General features: G+C 36.7%; 24 protein-coding genes and 1 riboswitch. Of the genes, 23 read left to right on the forward strand and 1 reads right to left on the reverse strand.

All coding sequences use genetic code 11. The features are described from left to right. The first annotated feature begins 1 nt into the window (after window position 1). The 7 genes from F5ESL0261_RS01260 to F5ESL0261_RS01290 all read left to right on the forward strand — a co-directional run bounded on the left by F5ESL0261_RS01260 (window position 2) and on the right by F5ESL0261_RS01290 (window position 5,177). On the forward strand, window positions 2-676 hold the full coding sequence (locus tag F5ESL0261_RS01260; protein ID WP_122051881.1) for an ABC transporter ATP-binding protein: 675 nt from the start codon (window positions 2-4) through the stop codon (window positions 674-676). Between the two features lie 494 nt (window positions 677-1,170). Next, window positions 1,171-1,392 (forward strand): hypothetical protein, encoded by a 222-nt coding sequence (locus F5ESL0261_RS01265; RefSeq protein ID WP_046331549.1) that lies wholly within the window; start codon window positions 1,171-1,173, stop codon window positions 1,390-1,392. A 113-nt stretch (window positions 1,393-1,505) separates the two neighbouring features. Then, on the forward strand, window positions 1,506-2,117 hold the full coding sequence (locus F5ESL0261_RS01270) for a TetR/AcrR family transcriptional regulator (RefSeq protein ID WP_109585798.1): 612 nt from the start codon (window positions 1,506-1,508) through the stop codon (window positions 2,115-2,117). Between the two features lie 142 nt (window positions 2,118-2,259). Further along, window positions 2,260-2,799, forward strand: coding sequence for an NADPH-dependent FMN reductase (locus F5ESL0261_RS01275; RefSeq protein WP_045927471.1), 540 nt, complete (start codon window positions 2,260-2,262; stop codon window positions 2,797-2,799). Window positions 2,800-2,810: 11 nt separating this feature from the next. Further along, window positions 2,811-3,359 (forward strand): NADPH-dependent FMN reductase, encoded by a 549-nt coding sequence (locus F5ESL0261_RS01280; RefSeq protein WP_045927472.1) that lies wholly within the window; start codon window positions 2,811-2,813, stop codon window positions 3,357-3,359. A gap of 85 nt (window positions 3,360-3,444) precedes the next feature. Next, window positions 3,445-4,236: a tyrosine-protein phosphatase gene (locus tag F5ESL0261_RS01285; protein WP_122051882.1), complete on the forward strand. Its 792-nt coding sequence runs from the start codon at window positions 3,445-3,447 to the stop codon at window positions 4,234-4,236. 11 nt (window positions 4,237-4,247) lie between these two features. After that, a complete protein-coding gene (locus F5ESL0261_RS01290) occupies window positions 4,248-5,177 on the forward strand; it encodes an FAD:protein FMN transferase (protein WP_109585800.1) in 930 nt (309 codons plus the stop codon). A gap of 122 nt (window positions 5,178-5,299) precedes the next feature. Here the strand turns inward: F5ESL0261_RS01290 and F5ESL0261_RS01295 are convergent, their stop codons facing one another. Continuing rightward, window positions 5,300-5,836, reverse strand: coding sequence for a CvpA family protein (locus F5ESL0261_RS01295; protein ID WP_122051883.1), 537 nt, complete (start codon window positions 5,834-5,836; stop codon window positions 5,300-5,302). Window positions 5,837-5,993: 157 nt separating this feature from the next. Here F5ESL0261_RS01295 and rsmG point away from each other — a divergent pair, with 157 nt between their 5' ends. From rsmG to F5ESL0261_RS01375, 16 genes are all read left to right on the forward strand, one after another. Next, the gene (gene rsmG / locus F5ESL0261_RS01300) at window positions 5,994-6,716 is read left to right on the forward strand and encodes a 16S rRNA (guanine(527)-N(7))-methyltransferase RsmG (protein WP_122051884.1); all 723 of its coding nucleotides are present in this window, start codon (window positions 5,994-5,996) and stop codon (window positions 6,714-6,716) included. Window positions 6,717-6,731: 15 nt separating this feature from the next. Beyond that, complete coding sequence (gene noc, locus F5ESL0261_RS01305) at window positions 6,732-7,580, forward strand: nucleoid occlusion protein (RefSeq protein ID WP_109585803.1); 849 nt, start codon at window positions 6,732-6,734, stop codon at window positions 7,578-7,580. Window positions 7,581-7,595: 15 nt separating this feature from the next. After that, window positions 7,596-8,375 (forward strand): ParA family protein, encoded by a 780-nt coding sequence (locus tag F5ESL0261_RS01310; RefSeq protein ID WP_034979054.1) that lies wholly within the window; start codon window positions 7,596-7,598, stop codon window positions 8,373-8,375. Continuing rightward, a complete protein-coding gene (locus F5ESL0261_RS01315; protein WP_122051885.1) occupies window positions 8,353-9,240 on the forward strand; it encodes a ParB/RepB/Spo0J family partition protein in 888 nt (295 codons plus the stop codon). The genes F5ESL0261_RS01310 and F5ESL0261_RS01315 overlap by 23 nt, the downstream gene beginning before the upstream one ends. Continuing rightward, window positions 9,233-9,508: a DUF951 domain-containing protein gene (locus F5ESL0261_RS01320; protein ID WP_034978905.1), complete on the forward strand. Its 276-nt coding sequence runs from the start codon at window positions 9,233-9,235 to the stop codon at window positions 9,506-9,508. The genes F5ESL0261_RS01315 and F5ESL0261_RS01320 overlap by 8 nt, the downstream gene beginning before the upstream one ends. A gap of 25 nt (window positions 9,509-9,533) precedes the next feature. Then, window positions 9,534-10,634: a redox-regulated ATPase YchF gene (gene ychF, locus F5ESL0261_RS01325; protein WP_034978903.1), complete on the forward strand. Its 1,101-nt coding sequence runs from the start codon at window positions 9,534-9,536 to the stop codon at window positions 10,632-10,634. Between the two features lie 9 nt (window positions 10,635-10,643). Then, window positions 10,644-11,426 (forward strand): DUF1129 family protein, encoded by a 783-nt coding sequence (locus F5ESL0261_RS01330; protein ID WP_122051886.1) that lies wholly within the window; start codon window positions 10,644-10,646, stop codon window positions 11,424-11,426. A 142-nt stretch (window positions 11,427-11,568) separates the two neighbouring features. Next, window positions 11,569-13,293 (forward strand): ABC transporter ATP-binding protein, encoded by a 1,725-nt coding sequence (locus F5ESL0261_RS01335; protein ID WP_045927482.1) that lies wholly within the window; start codon window positions 11,569-11,571, stop codon window positions 13,291-13,293. Further along, window positions 13,294-15,165, forward strand: coding sequence for an ABC transporter ATP-binding protein (locus tag F5ESL0261_RS01340; RefSeq protein ID WP_122051887.1), 1,872 nt, complete (start codon window positions 13,294-13,296; stop codon window positions 15,163-15,165). Between the two features lie 198 nt (window positions 15,166-15,363). Continuing rightward, window positions 15,364-16,890, forward strand: a complete 1,527-nt coding sequence (locus tag F5ESL0261_RS01345) for an ABC transporter permease/substrate-binding protein (protein WP_122051888.1) — start codon at window positions 15,364-15,366, stop codon at window positions 16,888-16,890. A gap of 1 nt (window position 16,891) precedes the next feature. Then, complete coding sequence (locus tag F5ESL0261_RS01350) at window positions 16,892-17,860, forward strand: ABC transporter ATP-binding protein (protein WP_122051889.1); 969 nt, start codon at window positions 16,892-16,894, stop codon at window positions 17,858-17,860. A gap of 178 nt (window positions 17,861-18,038) precedes the next feature. Next, window positions 18,039-18,725, forward strand: coding sequence for a response regulator transcription factor (locus tag F5ESL0261_RS01355; RefSeq protein WP_034978891.1), 687 nt, complete (start codon window positions 18,039-18,041; stop codon window positions 18,723-18,725). 4 nt (window positions 18,726-18,729) lie between these two features. Further along, a complete protein-coding gene (locus F5ESL0261_RS01360) occupies window positions 18,730-19,884 on the forward strand; it encodes a cell wall metabolism sensor histidine kinase WalK (protein ID WP_122051890.1) in 1,155 nt (384 codons plus the stop codon). Window positions 19,885-19,928: 44 nt separating this feature from the next. Further along, window positions 19,929-21,500, forward strand: coding sequence for a UDP-N-acetylmuramoyl-L-alanyl-D-glutamate--2,6-diaminopimelate ligase (locus tag F5ESL0261_RS01365; protein WP_122051891.1), 1,572 nt, complete (start codon window positions 19,929-19,931; stop codon window positions 21,498-21,500). 13 nt (window positions 21,501-21,513) lie between these two features. Continuing rightward, window positions 21,514-22,260, forward strand: a complete 747-nt coding sequence (locus F5ESL0261_RS01370; protein ID WP_122051960.1) for an aspartate/glutamate racemase family protein — start codon at window positions 21,514-21,516, stop codon at window positions 22,258-22,260. Window positions 22,261-22,408: 148 nt separating this feature from the next. Further along, window positions 22,409-22,603 (forward strand): hypothetical protein, encoded by a 195-nt coding sequence (locus F5ESL0261_RS01375; RefSeq protein WP_045927486.1) that lies wholly within the window; start codon window positions 22,409-22,411, stop codon window positions 22,601-22,603. 106 nt (window positions 22,604-22,709) lie between these two features. Beyond that, window positions 22,710-22,843: riboswitch (FMN riboswitch) on the forward strand. The last annotated feature ends 88 nt before the right edge of the window (window positions 22,844-22,931 follow it).

Below are 22,931 nucleotides of genomic sequence, written 5' to 3' on the forward strand. Positions count from 1 at the left end.
TATGGCAATTATTGAATTAAAAAATGTTCAAAAAGTATATGGTACGGGAGCTGCACAAGTTGTTGCCCTTAAAAATATTAATTTTAAAGCCAATCTAGGTGAAGTGGTTTTGATTATGGGGCCTTCAGGAGCTGGTAAAAGCACCTTTTTAACAATAGCTGGTTCTCTGCAAAAGCCAACTGCCGGAGAAGTAATTGTTGACGGTCAGAATATTGCACACATTTCCGCAAGAGCAAGTGATCATTTGCGGTTAACGCAGCTGGGCTTTGTACTGCAGGCTTATAACTTAGTGCCATTTTTAAAAATTAAGGAGCAATTTGAACTGGTTAGCAAGGTAAAGAAAGCGGGAAATATCAGTCAAGAAAAATTGCAGGAATTATTAAAGCAGCTTGGTATCAATTCTTTACTTGATAAATATCCGAGTGAATTATCAGGCGGTCAGCAGCAACGGGCAGCAATTGCTCGTGCTCTTTACGCTAATCCGCAAATTTTGCTGGCTGATGAGCCTACTGCTTCACTTGATAGTGAAAATGTGGCAGAAGTAGGGCAATTGTTTAAAAACCTGGCGAAAAATTATAATAAGTCAGTTTTGTTGGTAACGCATGATCCAAGATTAAAGCAATATGCAGATCATATTTATGAGATGATGGATGGCAATATAAAGCAAGAAATTTAGTTATTAAATTTAATAAATAAAAATAACAATATAAAAAATAACCATGAAAATCATTTTGATTAAAAGCTAGAAATCAACTAATCTTTTTTTGTTGTTAGTAATTTTATTATTTGTAATAATTTTAGTTTAACATTAATAGTGTTATTAATTGAAAGCATTTTTTAGCTGGTTAAATTTTACAGAAAAAACCTTAATTCTTTTGTGTTAGAAAAAAGTACTTTGCCCTTGACAAAGTACTTTTAAATTTACTATTCTTATTAGTGAAAGATAATGTTATTTTTTGAGGTAAAATAACTATTGTGATTAAAAAATAGAATTATTAATGTGTTTTTTAACTGCTTGAGTAAATTACTAAGAAATAATGATTTCTTTGCTAAAATAACAAAAAAGTTTTTTTGAGTATATGTTTTAATTTGGTATAATTTTTATTTTATTTATTAGCGATACGAGTATAATATATTATTAAGTAAAGCTATTCATGTAGAGGTACAGTAATGAATGATATCCCTGAAGATAAATCGATTGAGTTATCAACCGATTATCAAAACCATAGTATTAATATGACATTTTCAGACAATCTAACAGATGATTCTGAACGAGGCTATATTCTTTCCGCTGCTTTCTTCTCCTATTGTGCTGCACAAGGTCTAAGCAAAGAAGAAGTAAGTGATATGGTTTCAACTTATTATGATGAGTTTTTAAATAATGAGGAATAAATAATTGACTCATTTCAATTAGTTGTCTAAATGAAGTTTCGATAGTAGTAATACTGTCTCTGTAAAACTGGTTTATAAAATAGTACGTTTAAAGTTAATCAAGGAAAACCAAAATGGCTAGAAAAAAAGAAATAGGAAGAAATAAGATTTTAAGTATTGCCTACAAAATGGTTGTTAAAGATGGTATTGAGAGTTTGACTGCTCGCAATATTGCCAAAGCTGGTCATTTTTCCACTCAACCTTTGTATCTTGAGTTTAATAGTATGGAAGACTTACGCAAAGAAGTTTTGCGTAAAATTGCCGACAACTTAAAGAATAATATTTTGCAAAAAAATTATACTGGTAAGCCATTGATTGATATGGACTTATCATACATTGATTTTGCCAGGGAACAAGAAAATCTTTTTAGAGCGATGTTTGTTGACGGTAAATTTGGCAGTAAAATTATCGCCGATACATTAATTGATTTTGGTATTGAAAAATTTAGGGAGCAGTATCCGGATAGTAATTATTCCGAAGATAAAATTAGAAGTGTTGTCATTGCTAACTGGATTACTACCAGTGGTATTGCTTCATTACTAGTTAATAAAATTGCGACTTTTTCACAAACACAAATTATAAATGTTTTAACGGCACAGATTAATGATGCAATCTTAAATGACTGGCTAAGCAAGACAAATAATGTTTCATTATTTGATACTAATGAAGGCAAGAACAAAAAATAAACCTTAATGCATTATTAGTAAAGGATTTATTGGTTCGAAGCGGGTATTAAATTATTAAAACCATCTGAAAGCAGAAACATGTTAAAAAGGTACAGATATGCTATAATTAGTACAGAAATTAGTTTCCTGAAAGGTGGTTTTTATGAAAATCCTTGCATTATCTGGCTCAAATGCCAATAATTCATTTAATGAGGCATTGCTTAAATTTATTTCTAAGCATTTTGCCGACAAGTATGATTTTAAGTTTGCAACTGTTAAAGGGTTGCCAATGTTCAAAGAGGGTGAAGATGCTCCTGAAGCAATCCAAACCTTGAGTAAACAAATTGAAGACGCTGATTTGGTTTTAATCGGCTCTCCTGAGCAACAACACTCTGTTACTAGTGCCTTGAGTAGTGCACTTGAGTGGTTATCCTGTGTAACTCACCCATTTAAGGGCAAGCCTGTTGCTATTGTTTCAACTTCACCAATGCCACAAGGTGGTTCTCGTTCACAAAGTCGTTTGAAGAGTTTGTTGACTGCACCAGGCTTTGGCGCTAAGGTCTTTAACGGTGATGAATTCATGATGGGTGTTGCACCAACACAGTTTGATGATAATGGTGACTTGAAAGATGAGTCAACCGTTAAATTCTTAGGTCAATTTTTCGATGAAGTTGATAGTTGGTACGCACAAGTAACTAAGTAGGAGGGCCGAGAATGAAAATATTAGCAATTGTTGGTACAAATGCATCTTTTTCATATAATCGTTTTTTAGCACAATTTATTGCTAAGCGTTATAGTGATAAAGCAGATATTGAAGTAAAAGAAGTTGATAAATTGACTCCTTTCTGCAGAACAGAAATGGCTGATGACTCTATTAAGGCCTGGATTGAAGACATTAAGAGTGCTGATGGCATAGTAATCACTACCCCTGAATATGATCATACTATTCCTGCTGCTTTAAAGAGCAGTCTTGAATGGTTAGGCTCACATGCAGGTCCTAATGTTATGAAGATGAAGCCAGTTGCTGTTGCCGGTGCATCTTATGGTTCACAAGGTACTGGTCGTGCTCAAGAAGATATGCGTGAAATTTTGCTTTCACCTGATATGAGTGCAAATGTTTTGCCAGGAAACGAAGTTTTGATTGGTCAAGCTCCAGATAAGTTTAACAAAGAAACTGGTGAATTGACTGATGAAGCAACTATTAAGCAGTTAGATGGCATGATGGATAACTTCTTCAAGTTTGTTGAGCAAGCACATAAATAAACTTTTGCCAGTTTAACTGGCAGAGAGTAAAATAACCGGATAGGAGCATCCTATCCGGTTATTTTTGATGTGAAAGGAAGTTGGCATGACTGAACCTGTCGTTTTACCTGTAAAATCTGTGCGAAATCCCCGAGACCTAGGTGGCTATATTGGCTTTGGTGGCCACAAAATTAAAAGTCATCGCTTATTGCGTACAGGCAACATTAGTAAAATAATTCCAAAAGATGAAAAATTTTTGCTTGATTATGGCCTGACTAAAATTATCGATTTACGTTCCCCGGCTGAGTGCAAGGCTAATCCCGACCAAAATATACCAGGTGTTGATCATTATGAATTTCCATTGTCAGTCGATGATAATACTGGTGGCAATGGTCTGGATATGAGTATAGAATTTGAGCAATATCGCCATAATCAATATGCTGGTTTCTATACGATGTGTCAGAGATATCATGATCATGTAAGCAATAAATTTGCTCAGAATAGTATTCACCAAATTGTCAGTTTAATTGCTAAAACGACTCACGGCTCAGTTTTATACCATTGTTCGGAAGGTAAAGACAGAACAGGATTAGTAACTGTAATATTGCTTTACATTTTAGGAGTAGATTTAGAGACGATTCGACAGGATTATCTTTATTCGAATTTGATGCTCAACGATTACCGCAAGGTTCGTGATGAACAATTTAAAAGAGCCGGAGAAAATGATAAGTTTCGTGCTAACATGCGTATTTTAGGTTCAGTAGCAAATGCGTATATTGATACGAGCTTGATTACAATCAATGAAAACTATGGCGATATTGATTCTTATATTGATAAACAATTAGGAATTGATGAACAGATGCAGGAAAAAATAAGAGAAAACTATTTGGAGAAGTAGGGATAAAATCAATGATAAAAAATTTAGCTTTAGAACAACAAGTGGGACAACATCATGCTTTAGGCACATCAATAACTTTACAAATCTTTGGAGCACTGGATAAAAGCGTCATTAATGATTCTTTTACTTTGATTGATCATTATGAAGATCTGTTGACAGTTAATCGTGATGAATCTGAAGTTATGGATGTAAACCATGCGGCTGGTAAACATCCCGTGCAAGTTTCCAGTGGTACCTATGATTTGATCAAATTGGCAGTAGAAGAGAGCCGAAAAAATTTTGGCTTTAATGCTTTAATTGGTCCAGTCGTTAAACTATGGGCGATTGGTTTTAAAGATGCCCATGTTCCAACTGATGATCAGATTAAAGAAAGGATGAAACTGATTGACCCGTTTAGCGTTGACTTAAATGATGTTGATCAAACCGTCTTTTTGAAAAAGTCAGGAATGGAATTAGATCTTGGCGGTATTGCTAAAGGTTGGATTGCTGATCGCATTAAGGATTACTGGATGGCTTATGGCGTTCATGCTGGAATTATTAATCTTGGCGGCAATATTTTACTTGTTGGTGATTCTCCTAAACGGACTAGTGGTCAGTGGTCAGTGGGAGTGCAGGATCCTAAAGAGCCTCGTGGCAATAATATAGCTTCGGTAATGGTGCCACAATGTTCAGCCGTTACCAGTGGTACTTATGAACGGTACCTGGAAGTTGACGGGCATAAATATCACCATTTAATTGACCCTCGGACTGGCTATCCGGTTGAAACAAATTTAGCTGGAGTCACTACCTTTACTAAGTATTCAGTTGAAGCAGAAATTGAATGCAAGAGGCTGTTTTTTGCAGGTAAGCCGGTAGCTGGTTGGCATGATAATCCTGATCGCATCGGAGCTGTTTTTGTTTATAATGATGAGCACGTTGAGTATGACAATTTTCAAAAATAATAAATTAAAAAGTGCCTCGGAAGGCACTTTTTTGTTACAGTAAGTTTTTATCTTAAAAGGGAAATGAAAAAGGCGTCATTTTTATTTTTTAAAATAAAAACGGAGTTCTAATTTTAATTATTTTAAGCAGCTGTTCGACTAATGCTAAAAATGCTGTTAAACAGACCATTGGATAAACCTGGCGTACTGTAAATAATGAAACGGATAAATGATGAATCAAGAGTTTGCTGGATAAACCACGGATTTTGTAAAGCATTTAGCATAGACAAAATAATATAAACAAAAAAATAACTGGCAAAAAAAGACGCAACAGCACCTAATACGCTATCTAGTAAATTGCCAAAATTAGTTGCATGAGGATTTTTATTTGGCACCCATCCTTTAAAAATCTTAACCACCATTTTGCCGATAAAGACAATAACGAAAAAGGCTAAAAAACGGAAAAGCATCAAATTGGTTCCGGGAGTTAATGTGGTTTGAATATTTTGTCCCGTGATCTGACTATAAAGCCAATTGCCGACAGGATTTTGAAAAAGTATTGCTGCAATGAAGACAATGGCAGAAAATACCAAATTGATTATTAGTCTGGTAAAGCCTGTTTGAAATCCTTTATAAGTTTTTAGTGCCAAATAAGCCAGAACAATTAAAGTAACAATCATATTAATCTCCTTTGACGATATTATAGCTTAATTTATGCGTTTAGACTTTGACGATAGTCAAAAAATATTCCATAATTAAAGGGATGCATTGACTTTACAATAAGCCATTTTTAGCGTTAAATTTAAAGGGTGTGAAACAAGGTTTCACGGGTGAAAAATGAATCCTGAACAGTTTGTCCAAGAATTATCAAAACGTAATTTTAAATTAAATGAAAATCAAATCAACCAATTTAACCAATACTTTACCAGTCTGATTGAGACTAATAAAAAAGTTAATCTAACACGAATAACAGAAAAAGATGATGTTTACTTAAAACATTTTTTTGACAGTATTACTCCTCTTTTTGCGTTTGGCGAAATATTTACGAAATCTCAGACTTTATGTGATGTCGGTGCAGGAGCAGGCTTTCCTTCAATTCCTTTAAAAATTATGGTGCCTGAATTACGAGTAACAATAGTTGATTCTCTGGGCAAAAGACTGAACTTTTTGCAGGAATTAGTCACTCAACTGGACTTGAAGAATGTTGCTTTAGTTCATGGGCGTGCAGAAGATGTTGGACAGAATAAGCAGTATCGTGAGCAGTTTGATATTGTAACTGCCCGTGCTGTTGCTAATATGGCTGTGTTGAGTGAATATTGTTTGCCACTAGTTAAGAAAAATGGCAATTTTATCGCTCTCAAAGGACCAAAAGCCGAAGATGAATTAAATTCCAGTCAAAAAGCCTTAAAAACTTTAGGTGGCAAGACAACTGCTGTAAAAGAATTGCAATTGCCTCATAGCAGTGAAGACCGCACGCTGATTTTGGTGAAAAAAGTGCAGGCCACACCTAAAAAGTACCCGCGGCAGGCGGGCACACCACACCGTAAACCAATTCAATAAACAGGGGGACTCAAAATGTCATTATTTTCTTCTTTGCGTCATCATGAAGAAATACCTAAAAATAAACAAGTTCAAGATATTGAACTAAGTAAAATTAAACCTAATTCATATCAGCCACGGCATGAGTTTTCTGAAGAATCAATTCGTGAATTAGCAACGACTTTAGATAAAGATGGCTTGCTTCAGCCTATTATTGTGCGTGAAAAGGGCGATGAATATGAAATTGTTGCTGGTGAACGCAGATTGCGGGCCGCAAAACATCTAGCTTGGGAAAAAATTCCGGCTATCGTAAACAATATGGATGATAGTCAAGCTGCTTCATTAGCTTTAATAGAAAACCTGCAAAGAGAAGATTTAAATCCGATTGATGAAGCACAAGCCTATAATAACCTCATGAAGTTAAATAATTTAACACAAACAACTTTGGCTCAAAATATTGGCAAGTCACAATCTTATGTAGCGAACAAGTTGCGCCTTTTAAAGTTAACGCCTAAGGTGCAGAGCTATTTAGCCAGTGGAGAAATTTCTCCTCGTCATGGACGCTGTCTAGTTGGACTTAGTGAAAAAGATCAAAGCCGCGTTCTCGATGAAATTTTGGCTCATAACCTTAATGTGAGCGACACCGAAAAAATAGTTAAAAATGTAGAACAATATTTTGCCGGTAAAAATGCTAAGGATAAAGAAAAAGAACAGGCTGAAAGAACAAGACGAGCAGCCAATCGAATTCCCAAAGACCTAAAAGTGCAGATTAATACGATTAAAAAGGCAATAAAGCTTGCACAGCAGTCAGGTATTAAGGTTAAGTTTAAGGAAAATAACGATCCTGATGATTATATGATTACTATAGAATTAAAAAGAAAGTAGGAAGGCATGGAAAATATGGTGAGTGTAATTTCGGTTGCTAACCAAAAAGGTGGCGTTGGCAAGACGACCACAACTATTAATTTAGCGGCTTCGATTGCGGAACGCGGATATCAAGTCTTAATTGTGGACATTGATCCGCAAGGTAATGCAACCTCTGGCTTGGGAATAGAAAAATCCGAGATTGATCAAGATATTTATAGTGTTTTGATTAATGATGTTCCGCTTAAAGATACGATTTTCCATACCTCAACTAATCGCTTGGATTTAGTTCCGGCAACTATTAATTTATCAGGTGCTGAAACAGAATTGATTAGTATGATGGCACGTGAAACTCGCTTAAAATCTGCTTTAGATTCAATTAGTGGCAATTATGATTTTATCTTTATTGATTGTCCACCTTCTTTAGGGCAATTGTCGATAAATGCATTTACAGCATCGGATTCAATTTTAATTCCGGTTCAAAGTGAGTATTATGCTATGGAAGGTCTGAGTCAGTTGCTTAATACGATTCGTTTAGTACAAAAACACTTTAACAAAGACCTTGGAGTTGAGGGAGTTTTACTGACAATGCTGGATGCCCGGACTAATCTGGGCGCTGAAGTTGTTAAAGAAGTACGTTCCTATTTTTCTGATAAAGTTTATAAAACTATTATCCCGAGAATTACCAAACTAGCGGAGGCACCTAGTTATGGGGAAGCAATTACTGAATATGCGCCAAATTCTCGTGGTGCCGAAGTTTATGATGATTTAGCTAAGGAGGTGTTGAAGAATCATGGCAAGAAACTCAAGAAGTAAAGATACAAAAAAACATGGTGGCCTGGGTCGCGGAATTGAAGCCTTGTTTGAAGATGAGCCACAGATTGAAGACAATGAGGAAGAAATTCAGGATCTTAATTTAAGCGATATCAGACCGAACCCCTACCAACCACGCAAAAATTTTGATGATAAGTCTCTTAAAGAGCTGGCTGATTCAATTAAAGAAAACGGGGTTTTTCAACCGATAATCGTCCGTCAGTCAGTTAAGGGCTATGAAATCATCGCTGGTGAACGTCGCTTTCGTGCCTCAAAACTAGCCAAAAAGACTACAATACCTGCCATTGTGCGTGACTTTAGTGAAAGCCAAATGATGGAAGTTGCGGTTCTGGAAAACTTGCAGCGTGAGGATTTAACACCGCTTGAAGAAGCCCAGGCATATGAAATGCTGCAAAAAAACTTAGGCTTAACTCAAGAAGAAGTTTCAAAAAGAATGGGCAAATCCCGTCCTTATATTGCAAATTACTTGCGTTTGCTTACTTTACCGAACAAGACAAAGCATTTGCTTCAGCATGGTGATCTTTCAATGGGTCAGGCCAGAACGCTTTTAGGTTTAAAAAACAAAGACAAGATTGATGAAGTAGCAAAACAAGTGGTTAAAGAAGGAATGCCAGTGCGCAAAGTTGAGGCACTGGTCGCCAATCTTAATGCTAAAAAGCCACGCAAAAAGACAGTGCAGAAGTCACCTTTTATCCGTGCTACTGAACATCAGCTGGCTAATAGATTGGGTTCAACTGTCAATATTTCTGAAAGTAAAAAAGGCAGTGGGCATTTATCTATTGGCTTTTCTTCAACTGCTGAATTAAATAGAATACTTGATGTACTAGGAGTCGATCTTGATGAATAAAGAAATTTCCTATAGTTTAGCGGACACGGTACTGATGAAAAAGCCTCACGCCTGTAAAACTAATGACTGGGAAATTCTACGCTTAGGAGCAGATATCAGGTTAAAATGTATGGGCTGCGGCCACATCGTAATGATGCCGCGTTCAAAATTTACACATAACTTTAAAAAAGTTTTAACTAAGGCGAATGATCCGGTCAACACCAAAAATGAGCTTTATGTGCCTAAAAATGAAATAGCACAACCACACTTTAATCAAGATAATAACTGATTTTGTTTTAGAAAGAGGATAAAAAATGTCACTAACTGCTGGGATTGTTGGGCTGCCTAATGTTGGTAAGTCGACCTTGTTTAACGCAATTACTAAAGCGGGGGCGGAAATGGCCAACTATCCGTTTGCTACGATTGAACCGAATGTTGGTATGGTTGAAGTTCCAGACAAGAGACTTGCTAGAATTCAGGAATTGATTCCTGCTAAAAAAATAGTTCATACTACTTTTGAATTTACTGATATTGCCGGCTTAGTTAAGGGAGCTTCAAAAGGAGAAGGTTTGGGTAATAAATTTCTGGAAAATATTCGCCAAACTGATGCCATTATTCATGTTGTCCGTGCTTTTGAAGATGACAATATCACTTCAGTTACTGGCAAAGTAGATCCGGAAGAAGATATCAATACTATTAATCTGGAATTAGCAATTGCTGATTTAGATGCCGTTAATCGTCGGATTAGCAAGGTGAAAAAGATTGCCCAGCAAAATGACAAGGAAGCTAAAGCTGAATATAACGTTTTGCAAAAGATTAAACCGGTTTTGGAAGAGGGTCGCGCCGTTCGCTCTATCAAGTTCAATGAAGATGAACAAAAAATTGTTAAGGGCTTGTTCTTGCTAACTGATAAACCAGTTATTTATGTTGCTAATATTGCTGAAAATTCAATGGCCGATCCCGAAAAAGATCAATATTATCAAATTGTTAAAAAGCACGCTGAAAGTGAAAATGCTGAATGTCTAGGAATTTCTGCAGCTACTGAAGAAGAGATTGCTGGTTTGGATGATGATGAAAAAGCCGAGTTTTTAGAAGCTGAAGGGGTAACTGAGTCGGGTCTTGACCGTTTAATCCGGGCAGCCTACCATATTTTGGGACTAAGAACTTTCTTTACAGCTGGTGGTCCTGAGACTCGTGCCTGGACTTTCCATAAGGGGATGAAAGCACCACAAGTGGCTGGAGTTATTCACTCTGATTTTGAACGCGGATTTATTCGCGCGGAAGTAGTTTCATACACGGATTTAGACAAATATGAAACCATGCAGAAAGTTAAAGAAGCTGGTAGGTTGCGTCTTGAAGGGAAAGATTATGAAGTTCAAGATGGCGACATTATTGAATTTAGATTTAACGTTTAGGAAATAATAATGGCAGAAAAGAAAACTGAAGCACAAGCTAAAATAGATACTAACAAGCAGGAAAAACTAAAGGAAAAAGTAATCAATCAAAATATAGATGATGAGGTCAAACAAATGCAGCCTGCCGAGTTGCGTAAACAACTTAGCAATAAAAATTCTGACTATGTTTTTCGCTTGCAGAAAGAACTTGAAACACAAGGCAAGATGAGTCATGAAGAGGCTCAAAAAAGAGTAGATGCGCTCTTGAATGATTTAATAATTGCACAGCGTCATGGTCAACCTGCCAGTACATATTACGGCATGTCACCTAAATTAAAAGCTGCTGACATGTTAAAGCCCAAAAAGAAGAAAGCTTCAGATATTCCGTTTTGGCAATATGCCACGGATAATGCACTGTTTTATGTAGCTTTGCTATTTGGTCTTTTTGGCTTAATTGGTTTATTCCAAAAGAACAACAAATATAATTCAGAGATGGGTGCCTTAACTTTGTTGATTGTTGGTGCTGCACTGGGCGTTTTTATGACGAAGTATAATGAATGGGTCTTACCTAATGGCAGTAAAAATCGCAAGATCCCCTGGTCAAAATTAATTTGGGGTTTTATTTCAATGATGGCATTGCTCTTTATCTGCTTTGGCGTTTTATCTCTGAGAGCATTACAAATTATAAATCCTGTTTTGCCTGGAATATATAATTTAATAATTGCTGCAGTGGTATTTGGTATTCGCTGGCTTTTCCGTCGTCATTATCAAATTATCGGCTCTGCTTTTTCACCAGCTGATAGGAGCAAATAGGTGCTTTTTGTCAAGAAAAGGGCTATACTTAGATAACTATATGTTTTAAAGGATAAATAGATTTATCATGAATCTATTTATCCTTTTTAAACTGAATACACGTTTAAAAATAACGCATTAATAAATTAGAAAGAGGTATTTAATGATTAACACGCTGAGTAAGTCAATCAGGCAGTATAAAAAACTGTCTTTGCTGTCACCACTCTTTGTCACTGGTGAAGTTATCATTGAAATGTTAATACCATATTTGGTTGGTATTTTAATTGATAATGGCATTATGAAAGGGAACATGCCCTACATTACTAAAAGCGGTATTGTTTTATTGGTGTTTACGGTTCTTTCACTTGTTTTAGGTGCTGGTGCCAGTTATGCCTCTGCTCATGCTGCAGCTGGGTTTGCAGCCAATTTGCGTAAAGACATGTTTTATCATGTGCAAGATTATTCTTTTGAAAATATTGACAATTTTTCTAGTGCCAGTTTGGTGACGAGAATGACGACTGACGTTAATAACGTTCAGATGTCTTATCAAATATTAATTAGAATTGCTGTCAGAGCGCCAATGATGTTATTGGTGTCAATAATCATGTCTGTTATTGTCAGTCCCCAATTATCACTGGTATTTGTAGTGATTGCACCAGTTTTTGTCATTCTGCTCGGTATCATTATTAAAAGTGCCAGCAAGTATTTTCCTAAGATTTTTAGGGGCTATGACCGCATGAACCAAGTAGTGCGGGAAAACATTCGCGGCATTCGTGAAGTTAAAACCTATGTTCAAGAAGAAGCACAAACAGTTAAATTTAAAAAATCTGCCGGCTTTATCTACAGACTATTTGCAACTGCACAAAAAATCATGTCGCTGAACTCACTTGTTGTTATGGCAGTGTTAAATATTTCTAACTTGGCTATTTGCTGGTTTGGAGCCAAAGAAATTGTTGGTGGCAGTTTACAAACCGGTCAGCTTATCTCAATGTTTTCATATTCAAACTCTGTCTTAGGCAGTTTGAATATGTTGGCTATGATCTTTACACAGCTGGTTGTCTCTGCTGCTAGTGGTCACAGAATTGCTGACGTTATCAATGAAAAGCCATCAATTGAAAATCCACGCAAACCTTTAAAGCATGTAAACAATGGTGAAGTAATTTTTGATCACGTTAATTTTAAATATGATCCAGATGATAAGAACCTAGCTTTAAACAATATCAATCTAACCATTAAACCGGGTGAGACAATTGGTATTATTGGGAAAACCGGGTCATCTAAATCAACCTTAGTATCCATGATTCCACGGCTTTATGATACAGACTCAGGAGCCGTTCGGGTATCTGGACACAATGTAAAATCATATGATTTAAAAACACTGCGCGACAACGTGGCAATGGTTTTGCAAAATAATGTTCTGTTTTCAGGAACCATTAAGGAGAACCTGAAATGGGGTAACGAAAATGCCACTGATGAAGAAATTGTTGCTGCTGCCAAAATTGCTCATGCAGATGATTTTATTCGTGAAATGCCTGACCAATATGAAACTATGGTTGAACAAGGGGGGACTAACGTTTCCGGTGGCCAAAAGCAAAGAATTACAATTGCGCGGGCATTGCTGAAGAGGCCTAAGATTTTAATTTTGGATGATTCTACTTCAGCGGTTGATACACAAACTGAGCGTCAAATCCGCGAAGCACTGGTAGAAAATATGCCAGATACCACTAAAATAATTATTTCGCAGAGAATCGTATCCATTAAGGATGCAGACAGAATAATTGTCATGGATGATGGTAAAATTCAAGATATTGGTACACATGAAGAGTTAATGAAACGCAATGATCTGTACAGCTCAATTGCCAAGTTTCAAGAAGAACAAAAGAAGTAGGTGATTAATTTGAATAAAGCAGTGGAAAAACAAAATAGCCAAATCTCTGGTAAACGTTCTGCAATACTGTGGCGTCTGCTTAAATTAGTTGCTAGTACCAGTCCTTGGATGCTTATCAGTTCTACGGTTGCCATAATTCTCACGGCTGCTGCGAATGTTTTAGGATCCTTGTTTATCGAGCGCTTGATAAATACTTACATTATTCCGCTAACTAAAGAGGCCAGACCAGACTTCGGTCCACTTTTGCACGCAATTGCAGTAATGTTTGGCTGTTACGCTATTGGATTCATTTCTAATTATCTTTTTGCAATGTTAATGGCAGTTTTGGCTCAAAAAGTCCAATTCAGAGTGCGGATGGAAATGTTTGAGCACATGGAAAAATTGCCAATTTCTTATTTCGATGAGAATGATTATGGCGACATCATGAGCTGTTATACAAACGACATTGATACTTTGCAACAAATGATTTCACAATCGATTCCACAGTTTATGAACTCAACTTTAAACCTTATTTTCGTTTTAGGTGCGATGTTGGTTTTAAGCTGGCAGCTAACTATTTTTACTTTAATAGTCTTTGCTCTTTCTATTATCGTTGTACGCTTTTTAACGATACGTTCAGCTCATTACTTTAAGCTGCAGCAAAAAGAATTAGGACAAGTTAACGGTTATAATGAAGAAATGCTTAATGGCCTTAAGGTAATTAAAGTCTTTAGCCATGAGCCTGAAGTTGAGCAAGATTTTAATGCTTATAACGATTCATTGCAGGTAGCATCTGGCAAGGCTCATACTTATGCCACGATTTTATTCCCAATTATGGGTAACTTGGGCAACTTGCTTTATGTGTTAATTGCTGTTTTAGGTGGTGCGGTGGCCATCAATCATATTGCACCTCTTTCATTAGGTGTTATTGGTGCCTTTCTGCAGTTATCAAAACAATTTGCAATGCCGATAGCTCAGATTTCGCAACAGTTAAATTCTATCGTAATGGCATTAGCCGGTGCGGAAAGAATTTTTAAATTAGAAGATCAGATAGTTGAAGTTGATGATGGTGATGTAACCATCACTAAAGACGAAGATGTAAAGGGTGCATGGCACTGGAATGTACCGCAAAAAGATGGGTCAGTGAAGAAAGTTACTGTCAATGGTCATATTGTTTTTGATCATGTTAACTTTGGTTATTCGCCAAATAAACAAATTTTGTATGATATTTCGATTGATGCCAAACCTGGTATGAAAGTAGCGCTGGTTGGTGAAACTGGAGCGGGCAAAACCACTATTTCTAATATGATTAATCGTTTCTACGAAATTAATTCTGGTACTATAACTTATGACGGTATTCCGATTAATAGAATTAAAAAAGATGATTTAAGGCGGTCGTTATCAATAGTATTGCAGGACACACACATGTTTACCGGTACAGTTATGGATAATATCCGTTTTGGTAATGCTGAAGCAAGTGATGATGATGTGTACCAGGCAGCGCACTTATCGCATGCCGATGAATTCATTCATCACTTGGACGAAGGCTATAAAACTATTATTGATGGTAATGGCGGAGACCTGTCTCAGGGTCAAATGCAGCTGCTCAGTATTGCGCGGGCGATGATTGCGGATGAGCCAGTCATGATTTTAGATGAGGCAACTTCCAGCATTGATACGCAAACAGAAAAGCTTGTCCAGTCTGGTATGGATAATCTGCTTGCAGGACGTACTAGCTTTGTCATAGCGCACCGCTTATCTACAATTGTTAACTCGGACTTGATTTTAGTACTTGATCATGGTCATATTATTGAAGCCGGTAACCATGAGCAGCTTCTAAAGCAAAAGGGTTACTACTACGAGTTATATACTGGTAAAAAAGAAATACAGTAATTTTTGATAAAATTTTCTCAGCATTATGGTGCTGGGAATTTTTTTGCTTAAAAAGACTTGCAAGCAATAATTGCTTGCAGAACTCAGGTTTGTGTTATGGTAAGGTTTAAGAAATTAGCTAGGTCTAAAGCTATTAGCATAGTGCTTTATGTAATTTAGGATAATTAAAAAATTGGCCTAGACAAAAGGAATTAAACGATGAATCAAATTTTCCAAATCTTAAGTGAGCGCAGGGGCGATTTGGGCGTAGCCCTATTGCAGCACCTGCAAATCTCATTAGTTTCGCTACTAATTGCAATGGTAATTGCAATGCCTCTGGCTTTTTGGGCAGTAAAACACACAAGGGCTGCGGAATTTTTATTACAAATTGCCAGTATATTGCAGACAATCCCTTCATTGGCACTGTTGGGTTTGCTAATTCCACTTGTAGGAATAGGAACAGTACCTGCTGTGATTGCCTTAGTTGTATACGCCTTATTACCAATTTTTCAGAATACTTATCTGGGTTTAACTGAAATTGACCCTGCTCTTGAAGAAGCTGCAGACGCATTTGGCATGTCTCGTTTGCAAAAGTTGCTTAAAGTAGAATTGCCTTTAGCTATGCCAACAATTATTTCCGGTATTAGGACAGCACTGGTTTTAATTATTGGAACTGCCACTATGGCGGCTTTAATTGGTGCTGGTGGTCTTGGTAGTTTTATTCTATTGGGAATTGACCGTAATAATACCGCATTAATTGTTATAGGAGCAGTATGTTCAGGTATTTTAGCAATCACGTTAAGTGCTTTGATTAAGTGGCTGGAGCATGCGTCGGTTAAAACTGCTTTAGGAATTTTAAGTGTCAGCATTATATTTTTGGCTGGAAGCGGCATTTACCAAGCAGTTACCAGTCAAAAGGAGACTATTATTATTGCCGGCAAGTTGGGTTCTGAACCAGAGATTTTGATCAATATGTATAAAGATTTAATCGAGCAAGACGATTCACATGTGCAGGTGACTCTGAAACCCAATTTTGGTAAAACGACCTTTTTATACAGTGCTTTGAAAAATGGCAAGATTGATATTTACCCTGAATTTACAGGGACCGTTTTGGAAACTTTTGCCAAATCTCCAGTAAAAACAGCAGGACTAAGCGAAAAAGAGACTTATGAAAAAGCTAAAAAATTAATGTATGAGCAAGATAAACTAACTTTGCTTAAACCCATGGCGTATGATAATACTTATGCTTTGGCTGTCAAAACCTCTTTTAAAAATAAAAATCATTTAAAGAAAATCAGTGATTTGGCTAATATTACTAATCAGTTAAAGGGCGGCATGACTTTAGAGTTCATTGACCGTGGGGATGGTTTTAAAGGGATCAAGAAACTATACAAAATCGATTTTCCTGTTAAATCAATGGAGCCGGCTCTGCGCTACCAAGCAATAAACCAGAATAAAGTTAACATCGTTGATGCCTATTCAACTGACAGTGAGTTGCGTCAGTATCATTTAAGTATTTTAAAAGATGATAAACATAACTTCCCTATTTATCAGGGTGCTCCTTTAATGAGTAATGACTTTGCAAATAAGCATCCCCATATTGTGCATAGTTTGAATAAATTAGCAGGCAGAATTACTGAAAAGCAAATGCAGGAAATGAACTATGAAGTAAACGTTAAAAATATGGATCCGGGACAAGTTGCACATAATTTTTTAGTAAAACAGCATTTGCTTAAGGAGAAGTAAGATGACTTCAGCGATAAAATTTGATCACGTAAAAAAATCGTTTGCTGATAAAGTAGTAGTAAATAACCTTAATCTCGATGTTCAGCAAGGTGAATTATTTGTTTTAGTTGGCAACTCCGGTAGTGGGAAAACAACATCTGTTAAAATGATTAATCGTTTGGAAGACCCAAATTCTGGCCTGGTTTTAGTTAATGAACGGCCCACTACAGAATACAATGTGCAAAAATTGCGCTGGCAAATTGGCTATGTTTTGCAGCAAATTGCACTTTTTCCCAACATGACAGTTGCTCAAAACATTACTCTGATTCCGGCGATCCAGGGTAAGAGCAAGAACCTTGATGAAATAGCTGCACGATTATTAGAAAAAGTGGGGTTAAATCCGCAAGAATATGCCTCAAGATATCCGCATGAATTATCTGGTGGGGAGCAACAGAGGATTGGAATACTACGGGCAATTGCTTCTAAGCCGCCTATTGTCTTAATGGATGAACCGTTTAGTGCCCTTGATCCACTCTCACGGGCAAATTTGCAAAAACTGGTTGTTGACTTGCATCAACAGCTTCATAACACCATTATATTTGTCACTCATGATATGAATGAGGCGCTGCTTTTGGCGGACAGAATTGGTATTATGAAAGATGGGCAATTATTGCAGGTGGACAAACCGGAAGAAGTTTTAAGACACCCGGCAAATGACTTTGTGAGAGACTTTTTTAAAGGCAGTTGGGGCAATAACTTATACGAAACGCCTTTGAGGCAGGCGGCTTTATTTAATAAATATAAAAAAGATGCTTTAAGGTCACTGCCTGATATGATGGTAATTGGTGAAGAAGAAACTATCGCCAGGCTGCTGCAACTGTTGTGCGATCATGAAGCAGTGGCAGTGCAAAACCAAAATAAGGAACTTTTAGGATATATTGATCGACAGTGGATAGTGGAATATTTAAATGGTATTAGTAATTTAAACTAAGAAAGCAAGCTGGAAAAACCCAGCTTTTTTAATAAAATAATAAAGTTATGCTTGAATATTAGTAGTTTGTTACAAAATTGTCTAAAATATTAGACATAGATTCTGCTACACTATATTTAGTAGAATATAAAAATAAAACGAATATAATCAATAAGTAAAAAGAAGGGAAATTAGCCCTATGAAAATTTTAGTTGTTGACGACGATAAAGAAATCGTCGAATTGTTAAGTATTTATCTTAAAAATGAAGGGTATACCCCAGTTGTTGCCTACAGCGGCAAAGAAGCAATTACGAAATTAACTACCACGCCTGATATTGCATTAATGATTTTGGACGTCATGATGCCTAACATGAGTGGAATTGATGTTATTAAGGAAGTTCGTAAGGATTCAGACATTCCTATTATTATTGTGTCTGCCAAAACTGGTGATATGGATAAAATTCAGGGATTAATCACTGGTGCAGATGATTATGTTTCTAAGCCGTTTAATCCCCTAGAGGTAATGGCGCGGGTTCGTTCACTTTTGCGTCGCAGTCAAAAGCAGGTCAAAGATGATGAACCTGACATTCTTGAGGTTGGACCGCTGATTATTAACCGTGATTCACATGAAGTGAAAACGATTGATGGCAAAGATATTCAACTGACTGCATTGGAATTTGGTATTCTGTATCTTCTTGCCAGTCACCCTAACCGCGTGTTCTCTGCTGATGAAATTTTTGAACGGGTTTGGCAACAAGAATCGATAGTTTCTGCCAAAACAGTCATGGTGCATGTTTCCCACTTGCGCGACAAGATCCAAACAGCCACAGGCGGCGAAGATGTTATTCAAACAGTTTGGGGTGTAGGCTATAAAGTTGAGGCTTAGCTAGATGAAAAAAGAAAGAGTCAAGCTGACAGCTGCTGAAAAAAGCGAGTTGTTTGCTGAAGGCGTTATAACGGTGATCTTGCTGTTATTGTTAAACCTATCGGTGATTATTTTAATCAACTTGACAATTTTACAAAATAAAAACCTGGTTAATGGTATTTATTTTTTAAAAAGGACCATTACTTTTGCTGGTGGACGCCATTTATGGTCTTGGCAAAATACCTTTATCATTTTTATGGGTGTTGGTGATTTGATCGTGCTCTATTGGCGCTTAATTCGGCGTTATCATCAAATGCAGTTAAGGCACGTTATTTCTGAATTGCATTATATTGCCAAAGGACATTTTGATCACACAATTTCTTTTAAAGTTAAAACAGACTTGCAGAAAGTAATTGATTCGATTAACTCATTAGTGGATAGTACAGTCAACGCCATTAATGAAGAAAAGGCGATTGAAAAGTCTAAAGATGAACTAATCAGTAATGTTTCTCACGATATCAGAACGCCTTTAACTTCTATAATCGGTTATTTAGGTTTGCTTAAATCGGGGGTGTCGGATCCAGCAGATCAGCAAAAATATCTTAATATCGCATATATGAAGGCAGAACAAATGAAGTCATTGGCTCATGATCTGCTTGAGTATACAACGTTAAAATCAACCAGTACCAAACTAAACTTGTCCTCTTTACATATTTTTTCTATGTTAGAGCAGGTGGCAGCAGGTTTTGAATTTGAGGGTCAAGAAAAAGGGATAGTATTTAACATAGAAGCAAGACCCAAGAATTTAACGATTGAAGCCGATGCGGAAAAGTTAGTACGTGTTTACAATAATCTCATCACTAACGCTTTGAAATATGGTACAGGGGCAACCCAAATTAATTTGATTGCTAATTTGGTCAACAACAATGAAGTGGAATTACGGGTAGAAAACAATGGTGCCCAAATTCCTGAAGAGTCGTTAAAAAAAATATTTGAACGGTTCTATAGAGTAGAAGGATCTCGGAATACTAAAACAGGTGGTACAGGCCTGGGTCTATCAATTACCAAAAGCATTGTTGATCTTCATCACGGCAAAATTCGTTGTGAATCTGATAAAGATTGGACACGTTTCATTATTTGTCTGCCTTTGAACCTAAAGAGTGAAAAAACTCCAGCATAGCTGTGGTATAATTTTGACTGAGATATTAAATAGAGGAGTATAGCATGAGTATTTCTTTAAATACCTGTATTTTAATTTTAAAAGAGCACCATCTGCTTAAATCAAGTGCTGTTCAGGACACCGTCCCATCTAAAATGGAATATGTGTCATATGATTCACGGGATGTTCAAACCAATACACTGTTCTTTTGTAAAGGTGCTGGTTTTCGTCCTACATTTTTGTCAATGGCAAAAGCAAATGGTGCCAACTGTTATGTAGCAGAGCAGCCATATCCAGAAGGCAAGGGAATGCATGCACTGGTTGTGCGCAATGTTTCTAAGGCAATGGCTCTATTGTCTGCAGCCTTTTTCCGCTTTCCTCAAGATGATTTATATTTAATTGCTATTACTGGTACTAAAGGTAAAACCACTTCTGCTTATTTTCTAAAAGGAATGCTGGATCAAGTCAATGGTGGCAAAACAGCACTGATTTCTTCGGTCAACACAGTTGTAGGTCAGGGAAAAGATGATACTTTTAAATCCAGCTTAACCACTCCTGAATCACTTGATTTGTTCCGTGATATGCGAACGGCTGTGGACAATGGTATGACGCATATGGTTATGGAAGTTTCAAGTCAGGCATATAAGAAAAACAGGGTGTTTGGACTAACTTATGACTTAGGCTTTTTCTTAAACATTTCACCCGATCATATTGGACCTAATGAGCATCCTAACTTTGCTGATTATTTACACTGCAAACTGCAGTTATTGGTTAATGCGCGCAAGTGTATTATTAACGCTCAGACTGACCATTTTGACGAAGTTTATGCTGCTGCCACGACTACTACTGATCCAGACAGTATCTACTTGTTTGCTGACGAAAAATTTAGCAATCCGAACCTAAAACAGACAATTGATTTTCGGTTTGCAACCGAAAAACTTGATATGGCTCAGACTAAATTTCAGGTATTATGTGTCAGTGACAAAGCAAAGCAGCTTAAAATAGCTGGTGATTACCAGTTAAAGATGCTGGGTGACTTTAATGAATCAAACGGTACGGCTGCAGTAATTGGAGCCGGACTGGCCGGAATGGATCATGACGATGCTGCTAAAGGAATTAGTCAAGTAACAGTTCCTGGACGGATGCAGACAGAAGTGACCAAAGACCATGGTGTAGTGGTTGTAGATTATGCACATAACGAAGCTTCCATGATGGCACTTATGGGCTTTATGCAACGTGAATTTAATAATCCAAAAATCATTGTTGTTGTAGGTGCGCCTGGTGATAAAGGAGTGTCCCGTCGACCTGGCTTTAGTCACAGTTTAAATGTATATGCGGATAAAGCTTTTTTAACTACTGATGACCCTGGATTTGAAGATCCAAAAGAAATTGCACAGGAAATTGATGCCGGCATTGATCATTCTAAAGTTGATGTGACAATAGAACTTGACCGTAAAAAGGCCATATATGATGCTATCAGTATGTCAAATAAAGGAGATATTGTTCTAATCTGTGGTAAAGGTGAGGACGGTTTTCAAAAAGTGCGCGGTGTGGATACTCCTTATCCCTCTGATATTACAGTTGCACAAGAAGCAATTGATGAACTTGAAGGACAAAAAGAGCACTTTAGAAGTTAGAAAAGCAGGTATAATGAAACATTTTTTTAGTATTATTGGCGGTATGGGTACGATCGCAACGGAGAGCTTTGTTCGCATGATTAATCACCGCATCAAAATTACTAATGATCAGGACTATTTAAATTATATTTTGGTTAACGATGCCCAAGTTCCTGATCGCACGGCTTATATCAAAGATCACAACCAACCCAATTTTTTCACTGCTTTGCGTGAGGATGTGCTCCAGCAAGCACAACTAAAGCCTGATTTTTTTGTAATGCCATGTAACACAGCTCATTATTGTTATGATGACTTGGCCAAACTGACAGACATACCTTTTTTGCATATGATGCGCATTGCTGTTCATAAGTTTATAACCGATTATCCACGAGAGAAAAAAATTGGTTTAATTGCCACCGAAGGATCAATTTACGATCATTTGTATGAAGATGAGATTAAAGAAGTAGGGCGTGAGGTTGAAATTGGAGGATCTGAGATCCAGCCAATGGTTACTGAACTGATTTATTCAAATATCAAGGAAAAAGGTGTGGTTAATGGCGAACTTTACCACCACATATTGCAAACAATGCATGATCAATATGGGTGCAATGTGATTTTACTTGGCTGTACTGAATTGTCGCTGGCTCAGGAAAAAGCTCCAGATCATCCTTATAATGTTATCGATCCACAGGTAATCTTGGCTGACGTAGCAATTGAACTGGAACTGAAAATACGTGCGGGAATGGATCCAAGAACAGCTATAGAGAAATATATGTATTAATAAAACGTAAGTTTTACATATTAAATTAAAATAGACTAGTAATCAATTTGATTGTTAGTCTATTTATTTTGCCAAAAAAAGTTGACAATGTTATCACTAAGTAGTAGTGTATTATAAAAGTAATACAGTTAAAAATAGGAGGGCTAAGATGCTATATCTTTTGTATATATTTATTAGCATACTGATAATTGTCACTACTAATTTAGCAGTGACAACAATTTTGAGTATCAGAGACGCTTATTGCAATCATCTTAAAGATCATTCGTCATTTGGCACTGCCTTTAAAAAATATTTTGGTAAAAACAATAATATTCCTCTCCATTTGTCTGATTGGAAGTTTTAAGGAATAATTTATTTAAGTTTGAGCTTATCATGTATTTAATTATATAAAACAATAAATTGCTATTGCCGATAGGGCATAACTATATTATACTAAAAACAGTTGAATACGGTTTCTTCGGGGCAGGGTGTAATTCCTTACCGACGGTGACAATTAATGATTGAAGTCCGTGACCCGCGTTTTGCGGTGGAACTAGTGCAAGTCTAGTACCGACAGTTAAAGTCTGGATGGGAGAAGAACAAACAAGATTAAGCAGAAAACTCGCGTCGTTATTAAACTTCGCTGAAATCTTATTTGATGAATAAAAAAATAAGCCTCGTTGATTTTATCA

This window comes from Lactobacillus sp. ESL0261 (genome assembly GCF_003693025.1).
GTDB lineage: Bacteria > Bacillota > Bacilli > Lactobacillales > Lactobacillaceae > Lactobacillus > Lactobacillus kullabergensis.